At 65.9% G+C, this 22,943-nt stretch carries 20 protein-coding genes and 6 tRNA genes; 22 read left to right on the top strand and 4 right to left on the bottom strand.

The features are described 5' to 3' along the window. Nucleotides 1-45 precede the first annotated feature (45 nt). Together QEP15_RS19480 and cysG are read left to right on the top strand one after the other, a co-directional pair. Entirely contained in the window at nucleotides 46-627 is a 582-nt protein-coding gene (locus QEP15_RS19480) for an ANTAR domain-containing response regulator (RefSeq protein WP_056326624.1), read from the top strand. A gap of 115 nt (nucleotides 628-742) precedes the next feature. Beyond that, entirely contained in the window at nucleotides 743-2,152 is a 1,410-nt protein-coding gene (gene cysG / locus QEP15_RS19485) for a siroheme synthase CysG (RefSeq protein WP_280147887.1), read from the top strand. 79 nt (nucleotides 2,153-2,231) lie between these two features. Here cysG and upp read toward each other — a convergent pair whose 3' ends face one another. Together upp and dacB are read right to left on the bottom strand one after the other, a co-directional pair. Next, the gene (upp, locus tag QEP15_RS19490) at nucleotides 2,232-2,867 is read right to left on the bottom strand and encodes a uracil phosphoribosyltransferase (RefSeq protein ID WP_056326620.1); all 636 of its coding nucleotides are present in this window, start codon (nucleotides 2,865-2,867) and stop codon (nucleotides 2,232-2,234) included. A 290-nt stretch (nucleotides 2,868-3,157) separates the two neighbouring features. Beyond that, nucleotides 3,158-4,606, bottom strand: a complete 1,449-nt coding sequence (gene dacB, locus QEP15_RS19495; RefSeq protein WP_056326619.1) for a D-alanyl-D-alanine carboxypeptidase/D-alanyl-D-alanine endopeptidase — start codon at nucleotides 4,604-4,606, stop codon at nucleotides 3,158-3,160. 203 nt (nucleotides 4,607-4,809) lie between these two features. On the opposite strand from dacB, the gene queA reads away from it, so the two are divergent. The 8 genes from queA (at nucleotide 4,810) to QEP15_RS19535 (ending at nucleotide 12,127) form a co-directional block, all read left to right on the top strand. Further along, nucleotides 4,810-5,868, top strand: a complete 1,059-nt coding sequence (gene queA / locus QEP15_RS19500; protein WP_180098072.1) for a tRNA preQ1(34) S-adenosylmethionine ribosyltransferase-isomerase QueA — start codon at nucleotides 4,810-4,812, stop codon at nucleotides 5,866-5,868. Beyond that, a complete protein-coding gene (tgt, locus tag QEP15_RS19505) occupies nucleotides 5,865-7,001 on the top strand; it encodes a tRNA guanosine(34) transglycosylase Tgt (RefSeq protein ID WP_108005311.1) in 1,137 nt (378 codons plus the stop codon). The genes queA and tgt overlap by 4 nt, the downstream gene beginning before the upstream one ends. Before the next feature lie 231 nt (nucleotides 7,002-7,232). Beyond that, nucleotides 7,233-7,577, top strand: a complete 345-nt coding sequence (yajC, locus tag QEP15_RS19510) for a preprotein translocase subunit YajC (RefSeq protein WP_042794815.1) — start codon at nucleotides 7,233-7,235, stop codon at nucleotides 7,575-7,577. 108 nt (nucleotides 7,578-7,685) lie between these two features. Beyond that, nucleotides 7,686-9,566, top strand: a complete 1,881-nt coding sequence (secD, locus tag QEP15_RS19515; protein WP_280147888.1) for a protein translocase subunit SecD — start codon at nucleotides 7,686-7,688, stop codon at nucleotides 9,564-9,566. A gap of 54 nt (nucleotides 9,567-9,620) precedes the next feature. Beyond that, entirely contained in the window at nucleotides 9,621-10,556 is a 936-nt protein-coding gene (gene secF / locus QEP15_RS19520; RefSeq protein ID WP_056326612.1) for a protein translocase subunit SecF, read from the top strand. Between the two features lie 253 nt (nucleotides 10,557-10,809). Continuing rightward, nucleotides 10,810-11,085 carry a type II toxin-antitoxin system RelE/ParE family toxin gene (locus QEP15_RS19525; RefSeq protein ID WP_342032960.1) on the top strand — a complete coding sequence of 92 codons (276 nt, stop codon included), beginning with the start codon at nucleotides 10,810-10,812 and terminating at the stop codon, nucleotides 11,083-11,085. Beyond that, nucleotides 11,082-11,399 (top strand): helix-turn-helix domain-containing protein, encoded by a 318-nt coding sequence (locus QEP15_RS19530; protein WP_056326611.1) that lies wholly within the window; start codon nucleotides 11,082-11,084, stop codon nucleotides 11,397-11,399. The genes QEP15_RS19525 and QEP15_RS19530 overlap by 4 nt, the downstream gene beginning before the upstream one ends. A gap of 50 nt (nucleotides 11,400-11,449) precedes the next feature. Continuing rightward, nucleotides 11,450-12,127 carry a VOC family protein gene (locus QEP15_RS19535; protein WP_280148929.1) on the top strand — a complete coding sequence of 226 codons (678 nt, stop codon included), beginning with the start codon at nucleotides 11,450-11,452 and terminating at the stop codon, nucleotides 12,125-12,127. Nucleotides 12,128-12,236: 109 nt separating this feature from the next. Here QEP15_RS19535 and QEP15_RS19540 read toward each other — a convergent pair whose 3' ends face one another. Then, nucleotides 12,237-13,004, bottom strand: a complete 768-nt coding sequence (locus QEP15_RS19540) for a phosphatase PAP2 family protein (protein WP_280147889.1) — start codon at nucleotides 13,002-13,004, stop codon at nucleotides 12,237-12,239. Nucleotides 13,005-13,175: 171 nt separating this feature from the next. On the opposite strand from QEP15_RS19540, the gene miaB reads away from it, so the two are divergent. The 5 genes from miaB to lnt all read left to right on the top strand — a co-directional run bounded on the left by miaB (nucleotide 13,176) and on the right by lnt (nucleotide 18,786). Then, a complete protein-coding gene (miaB, locus tag QEP15_RS19545) occupies nucleotides 13,176-14,630 on the top strand; it encodes a tRNA (N6-isopentenyl adenosine(37)-C2)-methylthiotransferase MiaB (protein WP_142053770.1) in 1,455 nt (484 codons plus the stop codon). Continuing rightward, the gene (locus tag QEP15_RS19550; RefSeq protein WP_142053768.1) at nucleotides 14,627-15,652 is read left to right on the top strand and encodes a PhoH family protein; all 1,026 of its coding nucleotides are present in this window, start codon (nucleotides 14,627-14,629) and stop codon (nucleotides 15,650-15,652) included. The genes miaB and QEP15_RS19550 overlap by 4 nt, the downstream gene beginning before the upstream one ends. Continuing rightward, nucleotides 15,642-16,115, top strand: a complete 474-nt coding sequence (gene ybeY, locus QEP15_RS19555) for an rRNA maturation RNase YbeY (protein ID WP_056326604.1) — start codon at nucleotides 15,642-15,644, stop codon at nucleotides 16,113-16,115. Before QEP15_RS19550 ends, ybeY begins: the two co-directional genes overlap by 11 nt. A gap of 155 nt (nucleotides 16,116-16,270) precedes the next feature. Further along, nucleotides 16,271-17,161 (top strand): CorC family transporter, encoded by an 891-nt coding sequence (locus tag QEP15_RS19560; protein ID WP_056326602.1) that lies wholly within the window; start codon nucleotides 16,271-16,273, stop codon nucleotides 17,159-17,161. Next, complete coding sequence (gene lnt / locus QEP15_RS19565; RefSeq protein WP_280147890.1) at nucleotides 17,158-18,786, top strand: apolipoprotein N-acyltransferase; 1,629 nt, start codon at nucleotides 17,158-17,160, stop codon at nucleotides 18,784-18,786. Before QEP15_RS19560 ends, lnt begins: the two co-directional genes overlap by 4 nt. Before the next feature lie 7 nt (nucleotides 18,787-18,793). Here lnt and QEP15_RS19570 read toward each other — a convergent pair whose 3' ends face one another. Further along, on the bottom strand, nucleotides 18,794-19,801 hold the full coding sequence (locus QEP15_RS19570; RefSeq protein ID WP_280148930.1) for an aldo/keto reductase: 1,008 nt from the start codon (nucleotides 19,799-19,801) through the stop codon (nucleotides 18,794-18,796). A gap of 446 nt (nucleotides 19,802-20,247) precedes the next feature. On the opposite strand from QEP15_RS19570, the gene QEP15_RS19575 reads away from it, so the two are divergent. The 7 genes from QEP15_RS19575 to QEP15_RS19605 all read left to right on the top strand — a co-directional run bounded on the left by QEP15_RS19575 (nucleotide 20,248) and on the right by QEP15_RS19605 (nucleotide 22,750). Continuing rightward, nucleotides 20,248-20,323: transfer RNA gene (locus tag QEP15_RS19575), tRNA-Ala, on the top strand. A 32-nt stretch (nucleotides 20,324-20,355) separates the two neighbouring features. Beyond that, nucleotides 20,356-20,431: transfer RNA gene (locus QEP15_RS19580), tRNA-Glu, on the top strand. Nucleotides 20,432-20,495: 64 nt separating this feature from the next. Beyond that, nucleotides 20,496-20,572: transfer RNA gene (locus QEP15_RS19585), tRNA-Asp, on the top strand. A 105-nt stretch (nucleotides 20,573-20,677) separates the two neighbouring features. Beyond that, nucleotides 20,678-20,753 (top strand) — tRNA-Ala (locus QEP15_RS19590). A 49-nt stretch (nucleotides 20,754-20,802) separates the two neighbouring features. Then, nucleotides 20,803-20,878, top strand: a tRNA-Glu gene (locus QEP15_RS19595). Nucleotides 20,879-20,958: 80 nt separating this feature from the next. Then, nucleotides 20,959-21,035 (top strand) — tRNA-Asp (locus tag QEP15_RS19600). A 221-nt stretch (nucleotides 21,036-21,256) separates the two neighbouring features. Then, nucleotides 21,257-22,750, top strand: a complete 1,494-nt coding sequence (locus QEP15_RS19605; protein WP_280147891.1) for a PAS domain S-box protein — start codon at nucleotides 21,257-21,259, stop codon at nucleotides 22,748-22,750. The last annotated feature ends 193 nt before the right edge of the window (nucleotides 22,751-22,943 follow it).

Here is a 22,943-nt window from a genome sequence, read left to right on the forward strand (position 1 = left end):
ACGATGGCATGGAACTTGCATCAGTCATCGCACAGGGGGTGTTTCATGTTGAAGGTCATGCTGCTCAACGATGGCGAGGGACGCGCGGCGTCGCTGCGGCAAACGCTTGCCGCGGCGGGCGTGCACGTCGTGGCCGAGGTGGCGCCCGGCACGGACCTGGCCGCCAGCATCGCGCAGTCCGCCGCCGACGTGGTGCTGATCGACAGCGACGCCCCCGGCCGCGACACGCTGGAGAACATCTGTGTGGCCAGTTCGCACAGCGACCGCCCGGTCGTGATGTTCACCGACGACGGCAATCGCGAAACCATCCGCACGGCCTTGCGCGCAGGCGTTGCCGCCTACGTGGTCGGGGACGTGCCGGCCGCCCGCATCGAGCCCCTGCTGACCGTGGCGATCGAGCGCTTCGCCATGGAGAAAACCCGGCGCGAGGAATTGCGCGAGGCGCAACTGCGGCTGGCGGACCGGCAGTGGGTGGAAAAAGCCAAGGGTATTCTGATGAAGACGCGCGCCGTGACCGAGGACGAGGCCCACCGGCTGCTGCGCGAGCGCGCCATGCAGAGCCAGAAGCGGCTGGGCGAGGTCGCCCGCGAGGTCGTCGAGATGAGCCAATGGCTGGGCAGCGCCTGACGGGCCGCCAAATAAGTTATGGCTATATGAATTAAAGAAATCAAAAGTTGTGGGGATGAGAGCCGGTCCCTATCATCGACCCACATTGAGCCGGGTGCGCCCGAGGCTGGCATACATGAAGCTTTTCCCGATTTTTGCCGATCTGACAGACCGGCTGGTACTCGTTGTTGGCGGCGGCGCGGTCGCCGAGCGCAAGACCCTGGCCCTGCTGGAAGCCAGCGCAAACGTGGTCGTGGGCGCGCCGGCACTGACGCCCGCGCTGGCGGCGCTTGTGACCGAGGGCCGCGTGCGCCACCTGCCCGGGACGTTCAACGCCGATTGGCTGCAAGACGTCTGGCTGGTGGTGGCCGCCACCGACGATCGGACGGTCAATGCCGCGGTGTCGCAGGCCGCCGAGGCGCGCCGTATTTTCAGCAACGTGGTGGACGACCCCGAACTGTCGTCCTTCCAGGTGCCGTCTATCGTCGACCGCTCCCCCGTCATCGTCGCCATTTCGTCGTCGGGCGTGGCGCCCGTGCTGGCGCGCCGCATCCGCGAACGCATCGAGTCGCTGTTCGACCACACGCTGGGCCAGCTGGCCGGCCTGGCCGCCGTCTACCGCAAGCGCATTCGCGCCAGCCTCCCGGACCTGGGTGCGCGCCGACGCTTCTACGACTGGCTGCTGGACGGCCCGGTGGCGGGCTTTCTGCGCCAGCAGCAGCCGGCGCAGGCCGAGGCCGCGCTGGCCGACGCGTTAGCCGCGCCGATTGCGCCCGCCGAGGGCAGCGTCGTGCTGGTGGGCGCGGGGCCGGGCGATCCGGGCCTCTTGACGCTCAAGGCCTTGCGCGCGCTGAACGAAGCCGATGTCATTCTTTACGACCGTCTGGTCAGCGACGAGGTCCTGTCGCTGGCCCGGCGCGACGCCGAACGCGTGCCCGTGGGCAAGCTGCCGGGCGAAAACCATCACGCCACGCAGGCGCGCATCCATGGTCTGCTGGTGGAATACGCGCAGGCGGGCCGCCGCGTGGTGCGGCTCAAGGGCGGCGACGCCTTCATTTTTGGGCGCGGCGGCGAGGAACTGGAGTTTTTGCGCGCGCATGGCGTGCGCTATGAGGTGGTGCCCGGCATCACCGCGGCGCTGGCCTGTGCGGCCTATGCCGGCATTCCGCTGACGCACCGCGAACACGCCCAATCGGTGCGCCTCATCACCGCGCATTGCCGCGAAGACGAAGACAACCTGGATTGGCCCGCCCTGGCGCGCGAAAAGCAGACCTTGGCGTTCTACATGGGGGTTGGCCAGCTTGATCTGCTGACGCAGCGCCTGCTGCGCCACGGCCGCTCGCCAGACACGCCGTTCGCACTGATCGAGAACGGCAGCCGGCCCGAACAGCGCGTGGTGTCGGGACGGCTCGCGGAACTGCCGGAACTGGCCCGCGACCATGCCGTCCGCTCTCCCGCCCTGCTGATCGTGGGCGAGGTCGCCGGCCTGGCGCCCCAATTGCACTGGTTTGGCCAGCATCTGGGGCAGCAGGCGCTGACGGCCTAGAACCGCTGTCCGGCGCGGCATCGGCGCGGCGCCGGTTCTTCACGGCCGACATCCCTGCCGGGCACGGCCGGATGGGTCTTCAGCCCTTTTGCTGCGTGCCGAAGATGCGGTCGCCGGCGTCGCCCAGGCCCGGCATGATGTAGCCGTGCTCATTCAGACCCTCGTCGATGGACGCCGTGTAGATATGCACGTCCGGGTGCTTGTTGAGCACCGCGTCGATGCCCACGGGCGCCGCCACCAGCACCAGCGCGCGGATCTCCTTGCAGCCGGCGCGCTTGAGCAGGTCGATGGCAGCAACCATCGAACCGCCCGTGGCCAGCATGGGATCGACGATCAGCGCCAGGCGCTGGTCGAGTTCGCCCACCAGGCGTTCCAGATAAGTGTGGGCTTCCAGCGTCTCTTCATTGCGAGCCACGCCCACAACGCTGACCTTCGCGCCCGGGATCAGGCTCAGCACGCCGTCCAGCATGCCGATGCCGGCGCGCAGGATGGGCACCACGGTGACTTTCTTGCCGGCGATCTTCTCGACTTCGACCTGCCCGCACCAGCCCTCGACCGTGGCGGGCGCCAGCGGCAGGTCCTTGGACGCTTCGTACGTCAGCAGTGCGCCCACTTCCTGCGACAGTTCACGGAAGCTCTTGGTACTGAGGTCGGCGCGCCGCATGATCCCGAGCTTGTGGCGGATCAGCGGATGGCGGATTTCGTGCACGGGCATGTGCGTAACTCTCCAGAGTATTTGTTGGTCAGAATGCTTTGGGCCTCAGGCGGACCCGGCGCGGCGCAGCGCACCTGCGCCGCCCGCTCGCGAGCCACACGAGAGGATCGTAATCGTTTTGGGCCCGCCCCGCCGCAGGGCCGCCCCAAGGCGGGGCAGCCCCCCTGGGGGGCAGCTAGCGCATGAAATGCGCGTGGCGTGGGGGCCTTTCCTCAGGGCCGCCCCAAGGCGGGGCAGCCCCCTTGGGGGGCAGCTAGCGCATGAAATGCGCGCGGCGTGGGGGCTCACGTTCATTGTTCGGCGAGCCAGGAGATCAAGGCGTCGTCAAAGGCGCGGACGGCGCCTGCCTGCTCGTGGTTCACGATGCTGACGACCACGTAGCGCTTGCCGCTGGCGCCCAGCACGTAACCGGCGATCGAGCGCACATCGCGCAGCGAGCCGGTCTTCAGGTGAGCCATGCCCAGCGTGCCGTTGCCCTTCAGGCGGCGGCGCACGGTGCCGTCCACGCCGGCGATGGCGAAGGACGAAATGTATTCCGGCATCACCGGCGAATTCCAGGCCACGGTCAGCATCGACGCCAGGCTGTCCGCCGACACGCGGGCGTCGCGCGACAGGCCGGCGCCGTTGTCGATGACCAGTTCCGGCATGTCCAGCCCCTGCTTGGCCAGTAGCTGCTTGGCCACTTCCTCGCTGCTGCCGACGGTGGCCGGACGGCGGCCCCGCTCGGCGCCCAGCGTCAGCAGCAGGGTGCGCGCCATGACGTTGTTGCTGCGCTTGTTGATCTGGCGGATCGCTTCGGCCAGCGTGGGCGAGTCGTGCGAGGCCAGCACAACGGCGTCGGCCGGCACCATGCCGGACCGGACCTGTCCCTTGAACGTGCCGCCCAGCTCCTTCCAGAGCATGCGGAAGACTTCGGTGGCGTATTCGGGCTGGGACAGCGCCAGGCGATACAGGCTGAACTCGCCGCAGGAACCGGCCACCTTGCCGTTGACGCGGATGGTGACGCCCTGCTGGGTAATGAGCGGGTCGGTCGTGACCACCGGGGGGCCGGGACAGCGCACGTCGCTCCATTCGACCTGGCCCTCGATCTTCAGGCCGGGCAGCGGCGGATCGATCAGTGGCACCCACTTGTTGGCGACCGGGTCCGGCGTGAACAGCAGCCGCAGCGCGCCAAAGCCCACCATCAGCGCGTCCGGGCTGGCGTTGTACGCCCGGTCGGGCGCGCCGTCGAACGCGCCCGGGTCGGTCGTGACCTGGCCGAAGATGCTGCGGTCGATCACGAGATCGTTGATCTGCTTGACCCCGCGCAGCCGCAGTTCGCGCAGCAGCGTCCACAGGTCCTGCATCAGGAATTGGGGATCGCCGCCAGCCCGCAGGTACAGCGGCCCGGCCAGCACGCCCTTGGCGTCGGGACGCGCGCCGGGCGCCGTCATGAATTCGGTGCGCCAGACGTAATTGGGACCCAGCTCGGACAGCGCCGCCCAGGTCGTGACCAGTTTCATCACCGAGGCCGGATTGCGGGCTTCCTTCGCGTTGAGCGCCACGAGCCGCGGGCCGCCGACCTCCTGGACCACCAGCGACAGCGAACTTTCCGGCAGCTTGCTCGCCTTCCAGGCCTTGACCACGTCGGGCGGCAGTCCCGGAACCTGCGCAAAGGCGGCGTGCGCGGCCAGGGCCAGGACACCGCCGGCCAGCCATTGCTTCAGTCCGCCCACCCGCCTGATCACTTGTCCCGTCATTGCACGCCCACCCGGTTGCTCGTCCAGCAAAACCGAGAGCATACAAAACCTGGACGGATTGCGGGCGGCGCGAGGCCGCCCCGAGCGCCAGCGCAGACGCATTTAACTGCGCACGCCGCTGTTCCGCCCCTATTAACCGTCCCCTTTACAATAGCGGGTTGCCCCAAGCCCGCCAGGCGGGCCCCACTCATCCCGATATCCGCGTGACCCAGTCCTTCACCGTTTCCGATTTCGACTACGAACTGCCGCCCGAGCTCATTGCGCAGACGCCCGCCGCCCAGCGCACGGGCAGCCGCCTGCTGCACCTGGATGCCGCCAGCCAGCTCCATGACCGCCAGTTCGCCGACCTGACCTCCCTGCTGCGTCCGAACGACCTGCTGGTGTTCAACGACACCCGCGTCATCAAGGCGCGCCTGCCCGGCCACAAGATCACCGGCGGCAAGATCGAGGTGCTGGTCGAACGCATCACCGAGCCCGACCGCGTCCTGGCGCACGTGCGCGCCAGCAAGTCGCCGGGCCCCGGCATGGTGCTGCGCCTGGCCGACGCCTTCGAGGCCACCGTGCTGGGCCGCGAGGGCGAACTTTTCGACATCCGCTTTCCGGGCCCCGTGCTCGACCTGCTGGACGCGCACGGCGCCACGCCGCTGCCGCCCTACATCACGCATGCGGCGGACGCGGGCGACGACGACCGCTATCAGACGGTCTACGCGCGCGAACCCGGCGCGGTCGCCGCGCCCACGGCCGGCCTGCACTTTGACCAGCCGACGCTGGATCGCCTGGCCGGGCTGGGCGTGGCCCGCGCCTTCGTCACGCTGCACGTGGGCGCCGGCACCTTCCAGCCAGTGCGCGTGGACAATCTGGCCGACCACGTCATGCACGCGGAATGGTTCACGGTGCCCCAAGCCACCGTGGACGCCATTGCCGCGGCCCGCGCCCAGGGCGGACGCGTGATCGCCGTCGGCACCACCAGCGTGCGCGCCCTGGAATCGGCCGCCGCGCAGACCGAGGGCCAAACCGCCCCCGGCGTCCCGCTGGCCACCGCCCAGGGCGACACGCGCCTGTTCATCACCCCGGGCTACGCGTACCGTGTGGTGGACGCGCTGGTCACCAACTTCCATCTTCCCCAGTCGACCCTGCTGATGCTGGTGTCGGCGCTGGCCGGCGTCGAGCCCATCCGCCGCGCCTACGCCCACGCCGTCGCCGCGCGCTACCGCTTCTTCAGCTATGGCGACGCCATGTTCATCGAAACCCCTGCCTCATGACCGGACTCAACTTCGAACTGCTCGCCACCGACGGCGGCGCCCGCCGCGGCCGCATCACGCTGAACCACGGCGTGGTCGAGACCCCCATCTTCATGCCGGTGGGCACCTACGGCAGCGTCAAGGCGATGATGCCGCACGAGCTCAAGGAAATCGGCTCGCAGATCGTGCTGGGCAACACCTTCCACCTGTGGTTGCGCCCGGGCACCGAAATCATGGAAAAGCATGGCGGCCTGCATGGCTTCATGCAGTGGGACAAGCCCATCCTGACCGACTCGGGCGGCTTCCAGGTGTTCAGCCTGCAGGGCATGCGCAAGATCACCGAGGAAGGCGTCAAGTTCGCCTCTCCCATCGACGGCGCGCGCCTGTTCCTCACGCCTGAAGAATCGATGCGCATCCAGCGCTCGCTCAACTCCGACATCGTCATGGTGTTCGACGAGTGCACGCCCTATGAAATCGACGGCCGCCCCGCCACCGTCGAAGAGGCGGCCCGCTCGATGCGCATGTCGCTGCGCTGGGCGCGCCGCTCGCGCGACGAATTCGACCGTCTGGGCAACCCGAACGCGCTCTTTGGCATCGTGCAGGGCGGCATGTACGAGTCGCTGCGCGACGAATCCCTGGCCGGACTGCAGGACATCGGCTTTCACGGCTACGCGATCGGCGGGCTGTCGGTAGGCGAGCCCAAGGAAGACATGATGCGCATCCTGGCGCATGTCACGCCCAAGCTGCCCGCGCAGGCGCCGCGTTACCTGATGGGCGTCGGCACCCCCGAAGACCTCGTCGAGGGCGTGAGCCGCGGCGTCGACATGTTCGACTGCGTGATGCCGACTCGCAATGCGCGCAACGGCTGGCTGTTCACGCGCTTTGGCGATGTCAAGATCCGCAATGCCAAATACCGCGACGATACCCGTCCGCTGGACCCGAGCTGCAGCTGCCACACTTGCGGCAATTTCTCGCGCGCGTACCTGCACCATCTGCAACGCGCCAATGAAATCACCGGCGCGCGCCTGAACACGCTGCACAACCTGCACTTCTATCTGACTATCATGAAGGAAATGCGCGAGGCCATTGCGGAAGGCCGTTTTGACGCCTGGCGCGCCCAGTTCGCCGCGGACCGTGCCCGCGGCATCGAGTAGCCGGATAAAAAAGCCCCGCCAGGGGCTTTTGCCGGCGGGTTTCGCCCCCATTTGACCGGGCAGCCGCCGCTGCAAGCGGAAGCCGCCTTGTCGCCTGGGATGACACCCTAGTTAAAGGCTGGCGATAACCTATATACAATAGTCGGCTTGCCCTATCCATGGCTCGCGCGGGGATGGGCGCATTAAAAACATAGCGATAAACCCAAACAGACTCAAACGCAGGAGAATTCAATGTCCGTTATCGATACCGCCAGCCTCGTCGTGGCCCAGGCCGCCGCTCCCGAAGGCAATGCGCTGATGGGCATGCTGCCCATCATCCTGATGTTCGTGATCCTCTACTTCCTGATGATCCGTCCGCAGATGAAGCGCCAGAAGGAACACCGCAACCTGATCGCGGCCCTGGCCAAGGGCGACGAAGTCGTCACGGCCGGCGGCCTGCTCGGCAAGGTCACCAAGGTCAACGACAGCTACGTCACCGTCGAAGTCTCCGAACTGGCCGACAAGCCCGTCGAAGTCATCATGCAGAAGTCGTCGGTGTCGACCGTCCTGCCCAAGGGAACCATCAAGGCCCTGTAAGCGTCCCAAAAGAGCCCCATCGGGGCTCTTGTCCTAGAAGGCGCCTACCGCCGCCCGCCGCGTCTCGCCCGGGCGGCCCTTTCATCTCTTTCAATGAAGTAGCCGGCAATGAACCGCTATCCCCTCTGGAAGTACATTACGGTCCTGGTCGCGGTCCTCATTGGCCTGCTGTACACGCTGCCCAATTTCTACGGCGAGTCCCCCGCCGTTCAGGTGTCCAGCGCCAAGGCCACGGTCAAGGTCGACACCGCCGTGTTGGCGCGCGTGGAACAGATCCTGGCCGATGCCAAGATTCCCAACGACGGCGCCTATTTCGAACTGAACGGCACGCTCGGCACGGTTCGCGCCCGCTTCCCGTCGACCGACGTGCAGCTGCAGGCCCGCGACCTGATCGAAAAATCGCTCAACACCGTTCCCGGCGACCCGCAATACACCGTGGCGCTGAACCTCTTGCCCGCCTCGCCGCCCTGGATGCGCGCCCTGGGCTGGTTCGCGCCCAAGCCCATGTACCTGGGCCTGGACCTGCGCGGCGGCGTGCACTTCCTGCTGCAGGTCGACATGCAAGGCGCCCTGACCGCCCGCTATGATTCCCTGGCCGCCGACGTGCGCTCGGTGCTGCGCGATCAGAAGATCCCCGTGGCCGGCGTCGAACGCTCCGGCATGGGCATTGCCGCCACCTTCGCCAATTCCGACGACCGCGACCGCGCCATCTCGACGCTGCGCTCGCGCCTGCCTGACCTGGAATTCACCGAACGCGAAGAAAACGGCAAGCAGCTGCTGATGGCCGCCCTGAACCCGGCCGCCGTCACCCGCGTGCAGGATTCCGCGCTCAAGCAGAACATCAACACGCTGCACAACCGCATCAACGAGCTGGGCGTGGCCGAACCGGTCATCCAGCAGCAGGGTTCAGACCGCATCGTGGTGCAGTTGCCCGGCGTGCAGGACGTGGCCAAGGCCAAGGAACTGCTGGGCCGCACCGCCACGCTGGAAATCCGCATGGTCGACGACTCCCCCGCCGCGCAGGCCGCGTTGCTGGGCGGCAGCGTCCCGTTTGGTCTTGAACGCTACAACGACCGTGACGGCCGTCCGATCCTGGTCCGCCGCCAGGTCATCCTGACCGGTGAAAACCTGCAGGACGCCCAGCCCGGCCGCGATTCGCAGACCCAGCAGGCCGCCGTCCACCTGACGCTGGACTCCAAGGGCGCCCGCATCTTCCGCGACGTCACCCGCGACAACATCAACAAGCGCATGGCCATTCTGCTGTTCGAAAACGGCAAGGGCGAAGTGGTCACCGCGCCCGTCATCCGCGGCGAAATCGCGGGCGGCCAGGTGCAGATCTCGGGCAGCATGACCTCCGAGGAAGCCGCCGACACCGCCCTGCTGCTGCGCGCCGGCGCGCTGGCCGCGCCGATGTCCATCATCGAGGAACGCACCATCGGCCCGAGCCTTGGCGCCGACAACATTTCCAAGGGCTTTTACTCGACGCTGTACGGCTTCCTGGCGATCGCCGCGTTCATCATCATCTACTACCACCTGTTCGGCGTGTTCTCCACGATCGGCCTGACGCTCAACGTGCTGCTGCTGCTGGCGCTCCTGTCCATGCTGCAGGCCACGCTGACGCTGCCCGGCATCGCGGCCATTGCGCTGACACTGGGCATGGCTATTGACTCGAACGTGCTGATCAACGAGCGCATACGCGAAGAACTGCGCGCGGGGGCCACCCCCCAGCAGGCCATCCATCACGGTTTCGAACGCGCGTGGGGCACCATTCTCGACTCGAACCTGACCACGCTGATCGTGGGCCTGGCGCTGCTGGCGTTCGGTTCGGGCCCGATCCGGGGCTTCGCGGTGGTTCACTGCCTGGGCATCCTGACCTCGATGTTCTCGTCGGTCGTGGGCGTGCGCGCGCTGGCCAATCTGTACTACGGCCGCAAGAAGAAGCTCACCTCGATCTCCATCGGCGAAGTCTGGAAGCCGAAGGCAAACTGAAAATAAGGCGGACGGCCCCAGCCGTCCGCCACAGAAAAGAACCGAAGGCGAAAAATGGAATTTTTCCGGATTCACCGCACCATCCCGTTCATGCGCCATGCCCTGGTGCTGAACATCATCAGTCTCGTCACCTTCCTGCTGGCGGTCTTTTTCATCGTCACCCGCGGCTTTCACCTGTCGATCGAGTTCACCGGCGGCACGGTCATGGAAGTCAACTACGCCCAGACGGCGCAGCTTGAAAACGTGCGCGGCGTGGTGTCCAAGCTGGGCTACACCGACTTCCAGGTCCAGAACTTCGGCACGTCGCATGACGTCATGATCCGCCTGCCCCTGCAGGAAGGCCAGACGTCCGCCACGCAAAGCGAAACCGTCATGGCCGCGCTGAAGGCCGCCGATTCGGGCGTGGAATTGCGCCGTGTCGAATTCGTGGGCCCGCAGGTCGGCCAGGAACTGCTGCACAACGGCCTCATGGCGCTGCTGGTCGTGGTGATCGGCATCATGGTCTACCTGGGCTTCCGCTTCGAATGGAAGTTCGCGGTGGCCGGCGTGATCGCCAACCTGCACGACGTGGTCATCATCCTGGGCTTCTTCGCGTTCTTCCAGTGGGAGTTCTCGCTGGCGGTGCTGGCCGGCGTGCTGGCCGTGCTGGGCTACTCCGTGAACGAATCCGTGGTCATCATGGACCGGATCCGCGAAAACTTCCGCAAGTACCGCAAGGCGGACGTGCACGAAGTCATCAACAGCGCCATCACGCAGACTATCTCGCGGACCATCATCACCCACGGTTCGACCCAGATGATGGTGCTGGCCATGCTGTTCTTCGGCGGCCCCACCCTGCACTACTTCGCCATGGCCCTGACCATCGGCATCTGGTTCGGCATCTACTCGTCGGTGTTCGTCGCCGCCGCGCTGGCCATGTGGATGGGCGTCAAGCGCGAAGACCTGATCAAGCCGGTCAAGAAGGAAGGCGAGGAAGGCGAAGTCGCCTGATTGCCACGGCCCTGACACCAAGAACCCGTCGCTTGCGACGGGTTTTTCTTTTGGGGCACGGGCAGGTGCGGCGAGCACGAATAGTCCACCCCACCGTTTTTGGTTAGTTTGTCCGATCCCCCGCCACGGCGGTTGATTTATATATCCGAACAGGTATATCGTGTGGACAGAAAAACCCAAGCTTCTCTACTGGGAAGGATCTTCCAGAAAGGACTTCAAGGCGTTCCCGCTCCCCGTGCAAAAGCGAATGGGAATGTCGCTGTACACCCTGCAATGCGGCCGTTGGCCCGATGCTGCAAAAGCCATGAAAGGGCTGGGGCCGGGCGTTTATCAGCTTGCCGAAACCGAGCGAGGCAATGCGTATCGGACTGCCTACGCAATGAAGATCGACACCGCCATCCATGTACTGCATGCATTTCAGAAAAAATCCAAGTCGGGCATCAGCACGCCCCAGGCCGACCTTGATCTCATATCAAGCCGGCTGAAGCGTGCAATGGTTCGGCAACATCCCCACCGGAGCGCTCCATGACCCGCACGCCCCATCCCGGCACGCAAAATGTGCTCTATGACCTTGGCTTTGACGACGCGGCCGAGTTGACCGCAAAGGTCCAACTGGCCATCAGGTTCAACGATTTGATCGATCAGCGTGCCCTGAGCCAGCGGGAGGTCGCTGCGCTGACCGGAATGACGCAACCCAAAATCTCTCAAATGCGGCGGTACAAGCTCCAGAACATTTCCTTGGAACGGGTGATGCAGGCGCTGGTATCGCTGGATCAGCATGTTGAAATCCGTGTGCGCAAAGCCCGCCGGTCTGACGCGGCCGGCATCTCCGTCGCGGCTTGACACCAACACCGAACCGGACGAACGAGCGCCCATTCGTTACCATGCCCCTCATGAAACTCACCATCGACCACCTCGTCATCGCCGCCGCGGACCTCGCCAGCGGTACCGAATATGTCGCCGGACTGCTGGGCATCACGCCGCAGGGCGGCGGCGCGCATCCGCGCATGGGCACCCATAACCGGGTGCTGGGCATGGCGGACGGCGTGTATCTGGAAGTCATCGCGATCGATCCCGACGCGCCGGCGCCCGAGCGCCCCCGCTGGTTCGGGCTGGACCAGGGCGACGTGCGCGCGCGTCTCGAACAGGGACCGTTTTTAGCGCACTGGGCCGCGCGTGTCGAGGCGCCGCTGGACCTGACGCGCATGCAGGCCGAGCACCCCGACCGGCTGCCGCCCGCCATTGCCATGACGCGCGGCGACCTGCGCTGGCGCCTGACCGTGCCGGAAGACGGCAGCCTGCCGGCGTGGCGCGAGGCCGGCTACGAAGCCGGCGAAGGCCTGCTGCCCACGCTGATCCAATGGGACGTCGAGAATCCGCCCGGTGCGACCCTGCCGCGCCAGCCGCTGCGCTTGCTCCGCCTGACCGGCTGCCATCCCCGCGCCTCGCTGCTGCGCCAGGGGTTGGCCTGGATGGGCGCGGACAGCCTGATCGACGTCGAGCAGGCCGACGGCCCGCCCCGCCTGCGTGCGCAGATCGAAACGCCGACCGGGGTCAAAGTGCTGGCCTGACACCCACGCGCCGGCCCCGTTTTAAGCCGGCATTCCGTCCCCGGACGCCGTCACCGGACGAAAAAAAGGCCGCGGATTCCGCGGCCTTGCCTGCTTCCCAAGCCCTGCCTCAGGCCTTCTTCCACCAGCGCCACGGGGCGCGCAGCGGCCATTGGTACTTACTGCCAAGCACCCGGGGGGCCAGATAGTGGCCGACCAGCACGGCGATGCCGCCGGCCGTCATCACGTCCGACAGATAGTGATCCAGGTTCACCAGCCGGCTGATCGCCACCAGCGCCGCCAGCAGCAGGAAAATCCAGCGCCAGCGGGGCGCCAGGATGCCCAGCACCACTGCCACGGCAAAGGCGGCGTAGGTGTGGCTGGAAGGAAAGGAATTGAACTGCTGGGCGCGGGAAAACGATTCGCCCAGGCCGTAGATGCCTTGTTCGAAATACAGCTCGGGACGCGCGCGGGCCACGGTGCGCTTGAGCACCAGCACCACCAGCCCGCCCACCGCCATCGTCGACAGCATCAGCAGGCTGCCGCGCGCCATGGCGGCGTAGCTGACACGCAGCGGATTGCGCCATCCGCGCGCCAGACCCACCAGGCCGATCACGTAAAACGCCAGCGCCATGACGATGTAATGGCCGCTTTCGCCCAGCTCGCCCACCCATTCAAACGACTGGTCCACGCCAGCCGACACCGATTGCTGGATCCAGATCGCGAGCGGCAGGTCGACCCACAGCGCGCAGGCCGCCGCGGCCAGCGCCAGCGCGCCTGCCAGCAGCGCCCACACGGACGCGGGATAGGGATTTCGGTATTCGTCCTGGACGGCGGAACCGGCACCGCCATCGAGGGACGGAACGGCTGCCGCAGGCGTGAGGCGATTGGAATTCATCGGTTCCGCACGAGCATAAAAAGGAGATCTTGCCGGCGCCACCCGGCGCTCGGACCGCTATCGTAACGGCCAACGCGCGCCCGACCAAGAAACAATTTTTGGGCAAGGGTTAAAATTCCGCCTTTCCCCTCTTTCCAGCCCCCGGGATCTACACCCGTCACGGCGATCATCATGCAAGAAACTTCTCTCAAGCGCGCGGGCAATGTCCCCGGCGAAACCCGCGACGGCGGCTCCCCCGTCCTGCCTTCGGCCGTTCCCGGCGCCGGCTCCCCCCGCAAGCTGTACATCCGCACCTTCGGCTGCCAGATGAACGAGTACGACTCGGACAAGATGGCAGACGTGCTGCGCGAGGACCAGGGCGGGCTCGAACTGACCGACAACCCCGAAGAGGCGGACGTCATCCTGTTCAACACCTGTTCGGTGCGCGAAAAGGCGCAGGAAAAGGTGTTTTCGGACCTGGGCCGCGTGCAGCACCTGAAGAAGACCAATCCGAACCTGGTCATCGGCGTGGGCGGCTGCGTGGCCAGCCAGGAAGGCGAAGCCATCGTCAAGCGCGCGCCGTACGTCGACGTGGTGTTCGGCCCGCAGACGCTGCACCGCCTGCCCGACCTGATCAAGCGCCGCCGCGACGAAGGCCGCTCGCAGGTCGACATCAGCTTTCCCGAAATCGAGAAATTCGACAACATGCCGCCGCCGCGCGTCGACGGCGCCACGGCGTTCGTGTCCATCATGGAAGGCTGTAGCAAGTACTGCAGCTTCTGCGTCGTGCCTTACACGCGCGGCGAAGAGGTCTCGCGTCCGTTCGACGACGTGCTGATCGAAGTGGCCGACCTGGCCGACCAGGGCGTCAAGGAAGTGACGTTGCTGGGCCAGAACGTGAACGCCTACCGCGGCCGCATGACCGATTCCGACGAGATCGCGGACTTTGCGATGCTGCTGGAATACGTGCACGAGATCCCCGGCATCGAGCGCATCCGCTACACGACCTCTCACCCCAAGGAAATGACCCAGCGCATGGTTGACGCCTACGCCCGCCTGCCCAAGCTGGTCTCGTTCCTGCACCTGCCAGTGCAAGCCGGCAGCGACCGCGTGCTGGCCAGCATGAAGCGCGGCTACACCACGCTGGAATTCAAGTCCGTCGTGCGCCGCCTGCGCGCTGCCCGCCCGAATCTCACGCTGTCCTCCGACTTCATCGTGGGCTTTCCCGGCGAGACCGAGGAAGACTTCGAAAAGACGCTCAAGCTGATCGAGGACGTCGGCTTCGATACGTCGTTCTCGTTCGTGTATTCGCGCCGCCCGGGCACCCCCGCCGCCGACCTGACGGACGACACGCCCCAGGACGTGAAGCTGCGCCGCCTGCAGCGCCTGCAGGCGCTCATCAACGAACAGGCGGCAACGATTGCCCGCAACATGGTGGGCACGCGCCAGCGCCTGCTGGTGGAAGGTCCCTCGCGCCGCGACCCGAACGAACTCATGGGCCGCACCGAAAACAACCGCATCGTCAATTTCCCCGCGCCCGCGCGGCTCATCGGACAAATGGTCGACGTCATCATCACCGAGGCGCACACGAACTCCCTGCGCGCCCGGGTTGCCGACGTGGACCGCACATCGCAAGAGGCTGAATGACCACTCCCCGCTCCCGCGCGCGTCGCAGCATGCCCGTCATCGTCACCCTGGACGGCGACAACACCCACCTGGCCAACCTCTGCGGCCCCCTGGACGAAAACCTGCGGCAGCTCGCCGACGGCATGACGGTCAAGCTGTCGCGCCGCGGCAGCCGCGTCACCATCGAAGGCGAGCGGGCCGAACTGGCCGGCCGCATCCTGCGCCGGTTCCACGAACAGGCCGTGCACCGCGCCCTGTCCATCGACGACATCCAGCTGGGATTGGTCGAGATCGGCGTGGGCCGCCAGGAAGACAAGCTCAAGGAAGAGCAGGCCCAGGAACTCGATGCCCTGCCCGCCCTGGACGACGAAAGCGACGGCATCGCACTGCGCACCAAGCGCAGCGACCTGCGTCCGCGCACGCCGCGCCAGCGCGACTACCTGAACAACATCCTCAAGCACGACATCACGTTCGGCGTCGGCCCTGCCGGCACGGGCAAGACCTGGCTGGCCGTGGCCTGCGCCATCGACGCCATGGAACGCGACACGGTGCAGCGCCTGGTGCTGACCCGCCCCGCCGTCGAAGCCGGCGAACGCCTGGGCTTTCTGCCCGGCGACCTGGCGCAGAAGGTCGACCCGTACCTGCGCCCGCTGTATGACGCGCTGTACGACCTGATGGGCTTCGAAAAGGTGCAGCGCCTGTTCGAAAAGCAGACCATCGAGATCGCGCCGCTGGCCTACATGCGCGGGCGCACGCTGAACCACGCCTTCGTCATCCTGGACGAGGCGCAGAACACGACGCCCGAGCAGATGAAGATGTTCCTTACACGCATCGGCTTTGGCAGCAAGGCGGTCATCACCGGCGACCCCTCGCAGGTCGACCTGCCGCGCGGTCAGGTCAGCGGGCTGGCGCATGCGGTGAAAGTGCTGCATGACGTCCAGGGCATCGCCACCACCAAATTCACCAGCCGCGATGTCGTGCGCCACCCCCTGGTCGCCCGCATCGTCGACGCCTACGACCGCGCTGCCGAAGATGAAGCCTGAGCTGTCCCTGTCCGTGCAGTATGGGGTCGAGGAAGCTCGCCTGCCCCGCTGGCGCCTGCGCCGCTGGGCAGAACGCGCGCTGGGCGCCGCCCATGAAGACGGCCTGGTCGCGTTCTCGGCCGCCGAACTCAGCCTGCGGCTGGTCGGCGCGGCCGAGGGCCGCCGCCTGAACCGCGATTTCCGCGGCCGCGACTACGCCACCAACGTGCTGACCTTCGAATACGGCGTCGACCCGCTGGGCGTGGCCCGCGGCGACATCGTCATGTGCGTGCCCGTGCTGGTGCGCGAGGCCCGCGAACAGCGCAAGCCCTTGCTGGACCACGCCGCCCACCTCACCATCCACGGCGTGCTGCATTCGCTGGGCTACGACCACATCAAGGCGCGCGAGGCCAAGCGCATGGAAGCCCTGGAAACCGCCACCCTTGCGCAAATGGGCATTGCCGACCCCTACGTCGCAGCCTGAGCGCGGCGGCTCCGGGTCAACCCTGAGAAATTGCCGGAAAATGGCGTGCAGCAAGGCGCAGATCGCGTCCAATGCACCCATTTTCCCGGTTGGCGTTACAAACGATGGGCCAGTATCGGTTATGCTGGCTCCTCCATAACTTGTCCTCCCGGACGATGTCTGACCCTTACCCTGCTCCCGAAGCGACTTCCGCTCGCTCTGCCAAACCCGCCACCAAATCCCTCCTAGACCGCCTGCTTTCCCTTGTGCGCCGAGAGCCCGAGGACCGCGAAGGCATCAAGGCCGTCCTCGAAGCCGCGCACGAGCGCGATCTGCTCGACGCGGAGTCGTACAAGATGATCAAGGGCGCGCTAGCCGTGTCCGAGGGCACTGTCGGCGACATCATGGTCCCGCGCTCGCGCATGGATCTGCTCGATGTCACGCAGCCCATTCCCTACCTGGTGGCCTCGGTGATCGAAACCGCGCATTCGCGGTTCCCCGTCTACGAGGGCGATCGCGACAACATCATCGGCATCCTGCTCGCCAAGGATCTGCTGCGCTGCATGCTGGAACCCAACATCGACGTGCGCTCGCTGGTCCGCCCGGCCGTGTTCATTCCGGAATCCAAGCGCCTGAACGTGCTGCTGCATGAGTTCCGCGCCAGCCGCAACCACCAGGCCATCGTCATCGACGAGCACGGCGGCATTTCCGGGCTGGTCACGATGGAAGACGTGCTGGAACAGATCGTCGGCGACATCGAAGACGAGTTCGACGAAACCGAGGAAGACTCCATCTTCCCTGAAGGCGAAAACCAGTGGCGCGTGCTCGCGGCCACCGACATCTCGCACTTCAATGAAGTATTCGGCTGCCAGTTGCCCGACGACGAGTACGACAGCGTCGGCGGCTGGATGGGCGGTCAGCTCGGCCGCATCCCGCGCCGCGGCGACCACGCCGACATCGAAGGCCTGCGCCTGGAAGTGGCGCGCGGCGATGCCCGCCGGGCCATCTGGCTGCGCGTCAAGCGCCTTGCCGCTCCGCAGTCCGCAGCACCCGCCAACGACGCATGACCAGCACTGCGCGCAGCCGACTCCTGCGCGGCGCCGCCGGCCTCGTGCTGGCGGGCGCCGTCCACGCCCTGACCTTTGCCCCCGGCCCGCTGCCCGGATGGGCGCTGGCGTTCACCCAGATCGCCGCGCTGGCGGTGCTGGCCCGCGTCACGCTGTACGCCCCGTCTGCCCGTCAGGCTTGGCTGCGCGGCTGGCTATTCAGCTTCGCCAGCTACGCGCTGGGGCTGTACTGGATCTTCATCAGCCTGCACCGCTACGGCGATCTGGCCGCGCCGCTGGCGGTTGCCGCGGTGCTGGCGCTGTCGGCCTTCCTGGCCCTGTTTCCCGCCACCGCCAACGCGTTGGCGCGCCGCTACGCGCCGCTGGCCCCGGACGCCACGCCGTCCCGCATCCTGACCGCCACACTGGCCTGGGCCGCGATGTGGGCCGCGTTCGAATGGCTACGCGCGGTGCTCCTGACCGGCTTTCCGTGGCTGAACATCGGCTACGCGCAGGTCGACAGCCCCATCGCGGGCTGGGCGCCGCTCGTCGGCGTGCACGGCATGGCGTTCCTGGCCGCGTTTGTCGCGGCCGCCGCCGCGAGCCTCTGGCAGCCCTCACGCAAGGCCGGCGTGGCCCCGCGCCACGCGCTGGCCGCCGGCATCGCGCTGGCCCTGGCCGGGACGGGCTGGCCGCTGTCGCGCATCGACTGGTCGGCGCCCGTGGGCGACCCGCTGAACGTGCGCCTCGTGCAGGGCAACATCGGACAATCCCAGAAATTCGATCCGGCGCTTCTCGAGCAGAGCGTGCGGCGCCACCTTGATCTGACGGCCATGCCGCCCGCGCCCGGCGTGCCCGCGCCGCAACTGGTGATCCTGCCCGAGACCGTGCTGCCCATCTTCCAGGATCAGCTCGATCCGCGGGTCTGGGAGGTCTGGCGCGACCTGGCCCGCCAGCACAACACCGTCATCGCGATGGGCGTGCCGCTGCACGATCGCGTGGACGGCCGCGAACGCTACACCAACAGCGTCATCGGCTTTGACGGCGCCACGCCGGTCGAACAGCTGCTGGGCGGCAATACCGCCATGCGCTACGACAAACGCCATCTCGTGCCCTGGGGCGAGTACGTGCCCCCCGGCTTTCACTGGTTCGTCGAGATGCTCAACATTCCGCTGGGCGACTTCGACCGGGGCGGCGAACGCCAGACGCCCTTTGCCGTCGGCGGCCAGCACATTGCCTTCAACATCTGCTACGAAGACCTCTTCGGCCCCGACCTGCTGCCCGCCTTGCAGCCCGGCCCCAACGGCGAGCCGGGTGCGACCATCCTGGTTAACGTCAGCAACCTGGGCTGGTTCGGCGACAGCTGGGCGCTGCGTCAACACTTGCAGATCGGCCGGCTGCGCACCATCGAAACCGCGCGTCCGATGCTGACCGCCACCAATACGGGCATCACCGCGGCCATCGATGCGAAAGGCCATGTTGCCGCCCAGCTCGCGCCGCTGCAGGCGGGCGTGCTGCCCGTCTCCGTCCAAGGCATGACGGGGCTGACGCCCTACGCGCGTTTTGGGGACAAGACCGCGCTCGCGCTGATCGGCCTGGCGCTCATCGCCGCCGTCGGCAGCGCCCGCCGCCCGCGCCGCGGCTGATCCCGGCTCACGCAAACAGGTTCGCGGGCAGCGAGCCTGTTTCGTCGGGCGGCGCCAACGGTCCGCTTCCCGCTCCCGTGTTTTCGATCGCCTCGGCAATGGCCTGCATGTCCTCGGCGTCCAGTTCCAGCTCGGCCGCGCCGATCACGCCATCCACCTGCGACGCGCTGCGCGCCCCCACAATGGCGCCTGTCACACCCGACCACGCCAACGTCCAGGCCGCCGCCGCGGCAGCGACGGTGGCGCCATGCCGTTCCGCGATCGGCTTGAAGGCATCGGCCAGCGCCAGATTGCGTTCCAGGTCCGGTGAGCGGAAATCCGCGTGCCGCGACCGCCAATCGTCCGGCGGCAAGGCCCGTGCACGCTCGGCGCTGAACTTGCCGGTCAGCAGGCCCGAATGCATGGGGCTGTACACGATCACACCCGTGCCGTGTGACGCGCACCAGGGAATCAGGTCGCTGGCCGCAGTACGCTGGATCGCCGAAAACGGGGGTTGCAGCGTGTCCACGTGGCCCAGGTATTCGGCGGCGCGCAACTGCGCCAGATTGTGATTCGACAGACCGACAGCGCGGACCTTGCCCGCCTGCTTGAGGTCCAGCAACTCCTGCCAGTACGCCTCCAGCGGTGTGCCGTCGCCCGCAGGCCAGTGCATCTGGTAGAGGTCGATGCGCTCGACGCCCAGCCGCCGCAGCGACCCCTCCAGCTCGCGCCGGATACTGGAAGGGGCGCCCGTGCGCCGCGGCATGGCCTGCGGCTGCGCAGCCGACCACGTCAGGCCGCACTTCGTGAAGACATAAGGGCGCTCGGCGGCAGGCATCTGGGCCAGCGCCTGGCGCACGATCTCCTCGGAATGGCCCAGCCCATACACCGCGGCGGTATCGATCCAGTTGATGCCGCGGTCGACCGCATGCCGGATCGCCTTGATGGATTCGGCGTCTTCCTGCGGCCCCCAGCCCACCGCCCATCCATTGCCGCCCATCGCCCAGGCCCCCAGGCCGATGCGCGTGATCTCCATGTCCGTGCGGCCCAGCGCGACGGTGGGAAAGGCGGTGCTGCTCATGGAGAAGTGCTCATGTGTCGATGTCCTTGCCGGTCTGCGGCAGCTTTCCGTGCGGCTCGCCATAGGGCGAGCACGTGTAAAAAACGCGCGCCTCGCAAAAAAATCAGCCGTGTACGATAGCCCTTGCACAAGCCGTTGATTTTATTGATTTCTGCCCCAATCGACCACGGCTTGCCGCGTGGTTTTCGCGCAAAACAATGCCCTTCCAACGGCTATCCATCCCTCTTTTTTCGCAACTTTTTTGTTTTTTGCCATGAAGCGACTTGCACACCAAATTTAGTTCGTGCATAATCTCGTTTCTTCGCCAACGGCACTAAACAAAACCGGCAACGAAACAGCAAAAAACGCGCTGTAAACAGCAAGTTTCTAGCAAAAACGTTGAACGGATTGATTAGCGGAACGGGGGTATAGCTCAGCTGGGAGAGCGCTTGCATGGCATGCAAGAGGTCAGCGGTTCGATCCCGCTTACCTCCACCAGTCCAAAGCGAAGAGTAGTACAGCAAGTCCAAGTCCCCTTCGTCTAGAGGCCTAGGACATCACCCTTTCACGGTGAGTACAGGGGTTCGAATCCCCTAGGGGACGCCAGTCTTCTGGCATGCAGTAGAAGTGATGCAGTTGAAGTGACAATGTAGTTGAGTTAAGCCGCTGCGGAGCGGTAGTTCAGTTGGTTAGAATACCGGCCTGTCACGCCGGGGGTCGCGGGTTCGAGCCCCGTCCGCTCCGCCAAAAGCTCTCTCGCTCAGAGTCTTTCAAGAGCTCCGTTTTCGGGGCTTTTTTGTTTTATAAGTGTGAGACCTTGTTGTTTGAAGTTTGGGACAGCAGGACGCCCTGGGGGGTATAGCTCAGCTGGGAGAGCGCTTGCATGGCATGCAAGAGGTCAGCGGTTCGATCCCGCTTACCTCCACCAGTCGCAGTACGGTAGTAACGCAGTACAGTAGTAAAGCTGTTAGTTCCGGGTCCCCTTCGTCTAGAGGCCTAGGACATCACCCTTTCACGGTGAGTACAGGGGTTCGAATCCCCTAGGGGACGCCAGCTTCCGCTGGCAAGCAGTACAAGCTGTCTTGACACCACAGCCGCAGTAAAGAAGTTTGAAGACATCAGTAAGCCGCTGCGGAGCGGTAGTTCAGTTGGTTAGAATACCGGCCTGTCACGCCGGGGGTCGCGGGTTCGAGCCCCGTCCGCTCCGCCAAGCACATTGCGCTTACCAAACGCTGCTCGCAGCACGCATCGAAAGCTCCGGATTCCGGAGCTTTTTGCTTTTGCGGATCTGACTCAAGGCGACGCGTTCGCGATGCAATCCCCTCCCGCTGTACCCCTTCCGCGAGACTCGTCCGTTTTGACCTCTGGACAGTACCGGCGCGCGGCTTCATGCTTGCGCGTACACGCCATGCGAAGAGAAAAGAGGCCTACGTGACCCCCAACGACGCCGCACCCCAAGCACATCGCCAACACCTGCAAAGCATCATTGCGGGCCTGAACGAGGGCATCATCCTGCTTGAGGCCGACGGCTCGATCGCCTGGGCCAACGCCAGCGCACTCGCGCTGCACGGCGCCAACGCCATCGAAGAGCTGGGCGGCACGCCCGCCGGCTACCGCAAGCGGTATACGCTTACCTACCGCAATCATCACCGCGTGCCGGCCCGCCAGTATCCAATGGACCGGCTTTCTGCGGGTGAAGAGTTCGAAGACCTGCTGCTGGATCTGGGCCGCAAGGACGACGACGAATTCACGCGCAACCTGATGGCGCGCGGGCTGGACCTGGACGATGGCGGTCCCATTCCGTACCGCGTGCTTATCCTTCACGACCAGACGGCCCAGGTCAATGCCGAGGAACGCTTCGAGCGCACCTTCTCCGCCAATCCGGCGCCTGCGCTGATCTGCCGGCTTTCAGACCTGCGCTACGTCAAGGTGAACCAGGGGTTCCTGGAGATGACGGGCTATTCGCGAGACACGGTGCTGGGCAAATCGGCCTACGAACTGGACGTGCTGGACGGCAGCGACGACAAGGAAACCGCCGTGGCGCGGCTTAACGAAGGCCAGACCATTCCGCAGCGCGAGGGCGTGCTGAAACTGCCGGATGGCACCAGCAAGTTCGTCGTGGTGGCGGGCCAGCCCATCGACATGCACGACGAACCGTGCATGCTGTTCACCTTCATCGACCTGGAAGGCCGCAAGCGTACCGAAGAAGCCTTGCGGGAAAGCGAAGAGCGCTTTTCCAAGGCGTTCCAGCTGGCGCCCGTGCCGATGGCGGTCTGTGACGGCGACACCCTGAACGTGCTGAACCTGAATGACGCCTTTGCGGCGGCCACCGGCCTGTCGCTGGACGACAAGGCGGAACAGGACCTTGTCGAACTGGGACTGCGTCCGTACGAAGGCATGCTGGCCGGCCTGAAGCGCGGCGAAAGCGTCCGGAACCGCGAAGCCGTGATGATTGCGCGCGACGGCGGCGAGCTGGACTGCCTGGTGTCGGCCGAACCGGTCATGATCGGCGGGCTGCGCCGCGTGCTGATCGTCATGCAGGACATCACCGAGCGCAAGCGATCCGAGACCGAACTGCTGACCGCGATCGAGGCGGTGATGCAGGACACTTCCTGGTTCAGCCGCGGCATCATCGAGAAACTGGCGCAACTACGCCAGCCCGCCCCCGCCACGCGCGACGTGGCCGAACTGGCGCAGCTCACCTCGCGCGAGCGCGAAGTCCTTGGGCTGTTGTGCCAGGGGCATGACGACGACGGCATCGCCAAGGCGCTCAAGCTGTCGCGCAACACCGTGCGCAATCACGTCGCCACGATCTACAGCAAGATCGGCGTGCATCGGCGCAGCGCCGCCATTGTCTGGGCACGCGACCGCGGCATCACCGGCCACGAAAGCGCTCGCAACCGCGATAAGCAGTCGAAGTCCTGAGACCGGCGGGGTTGGATTTACAATTTGAATCAAAATATTCAGCCCTTCGGCGTCCCCGAAGATGCCATCGCTTTAGAACTCGTGGCCGCCCAAAAGCGGCCATTTTCATTGATCGTCCGGGCAACGCACCCTTAAATCCGCGCTTATCACCCGCATTGCGTAAATCGGCCGCCCCTTCTTACGATCCGCCGAT

This window comes from Achromobacter mucicolens, from assembly GCF_029866465.1.
Taxonomy (GTDB): domain Bacteria; phylum Pseudomonadota; class Gammaproteobacteria; order Burkholderiales; family Burkholderiaceae_B; genus Achromobacter; species Achromobacter mucicolens.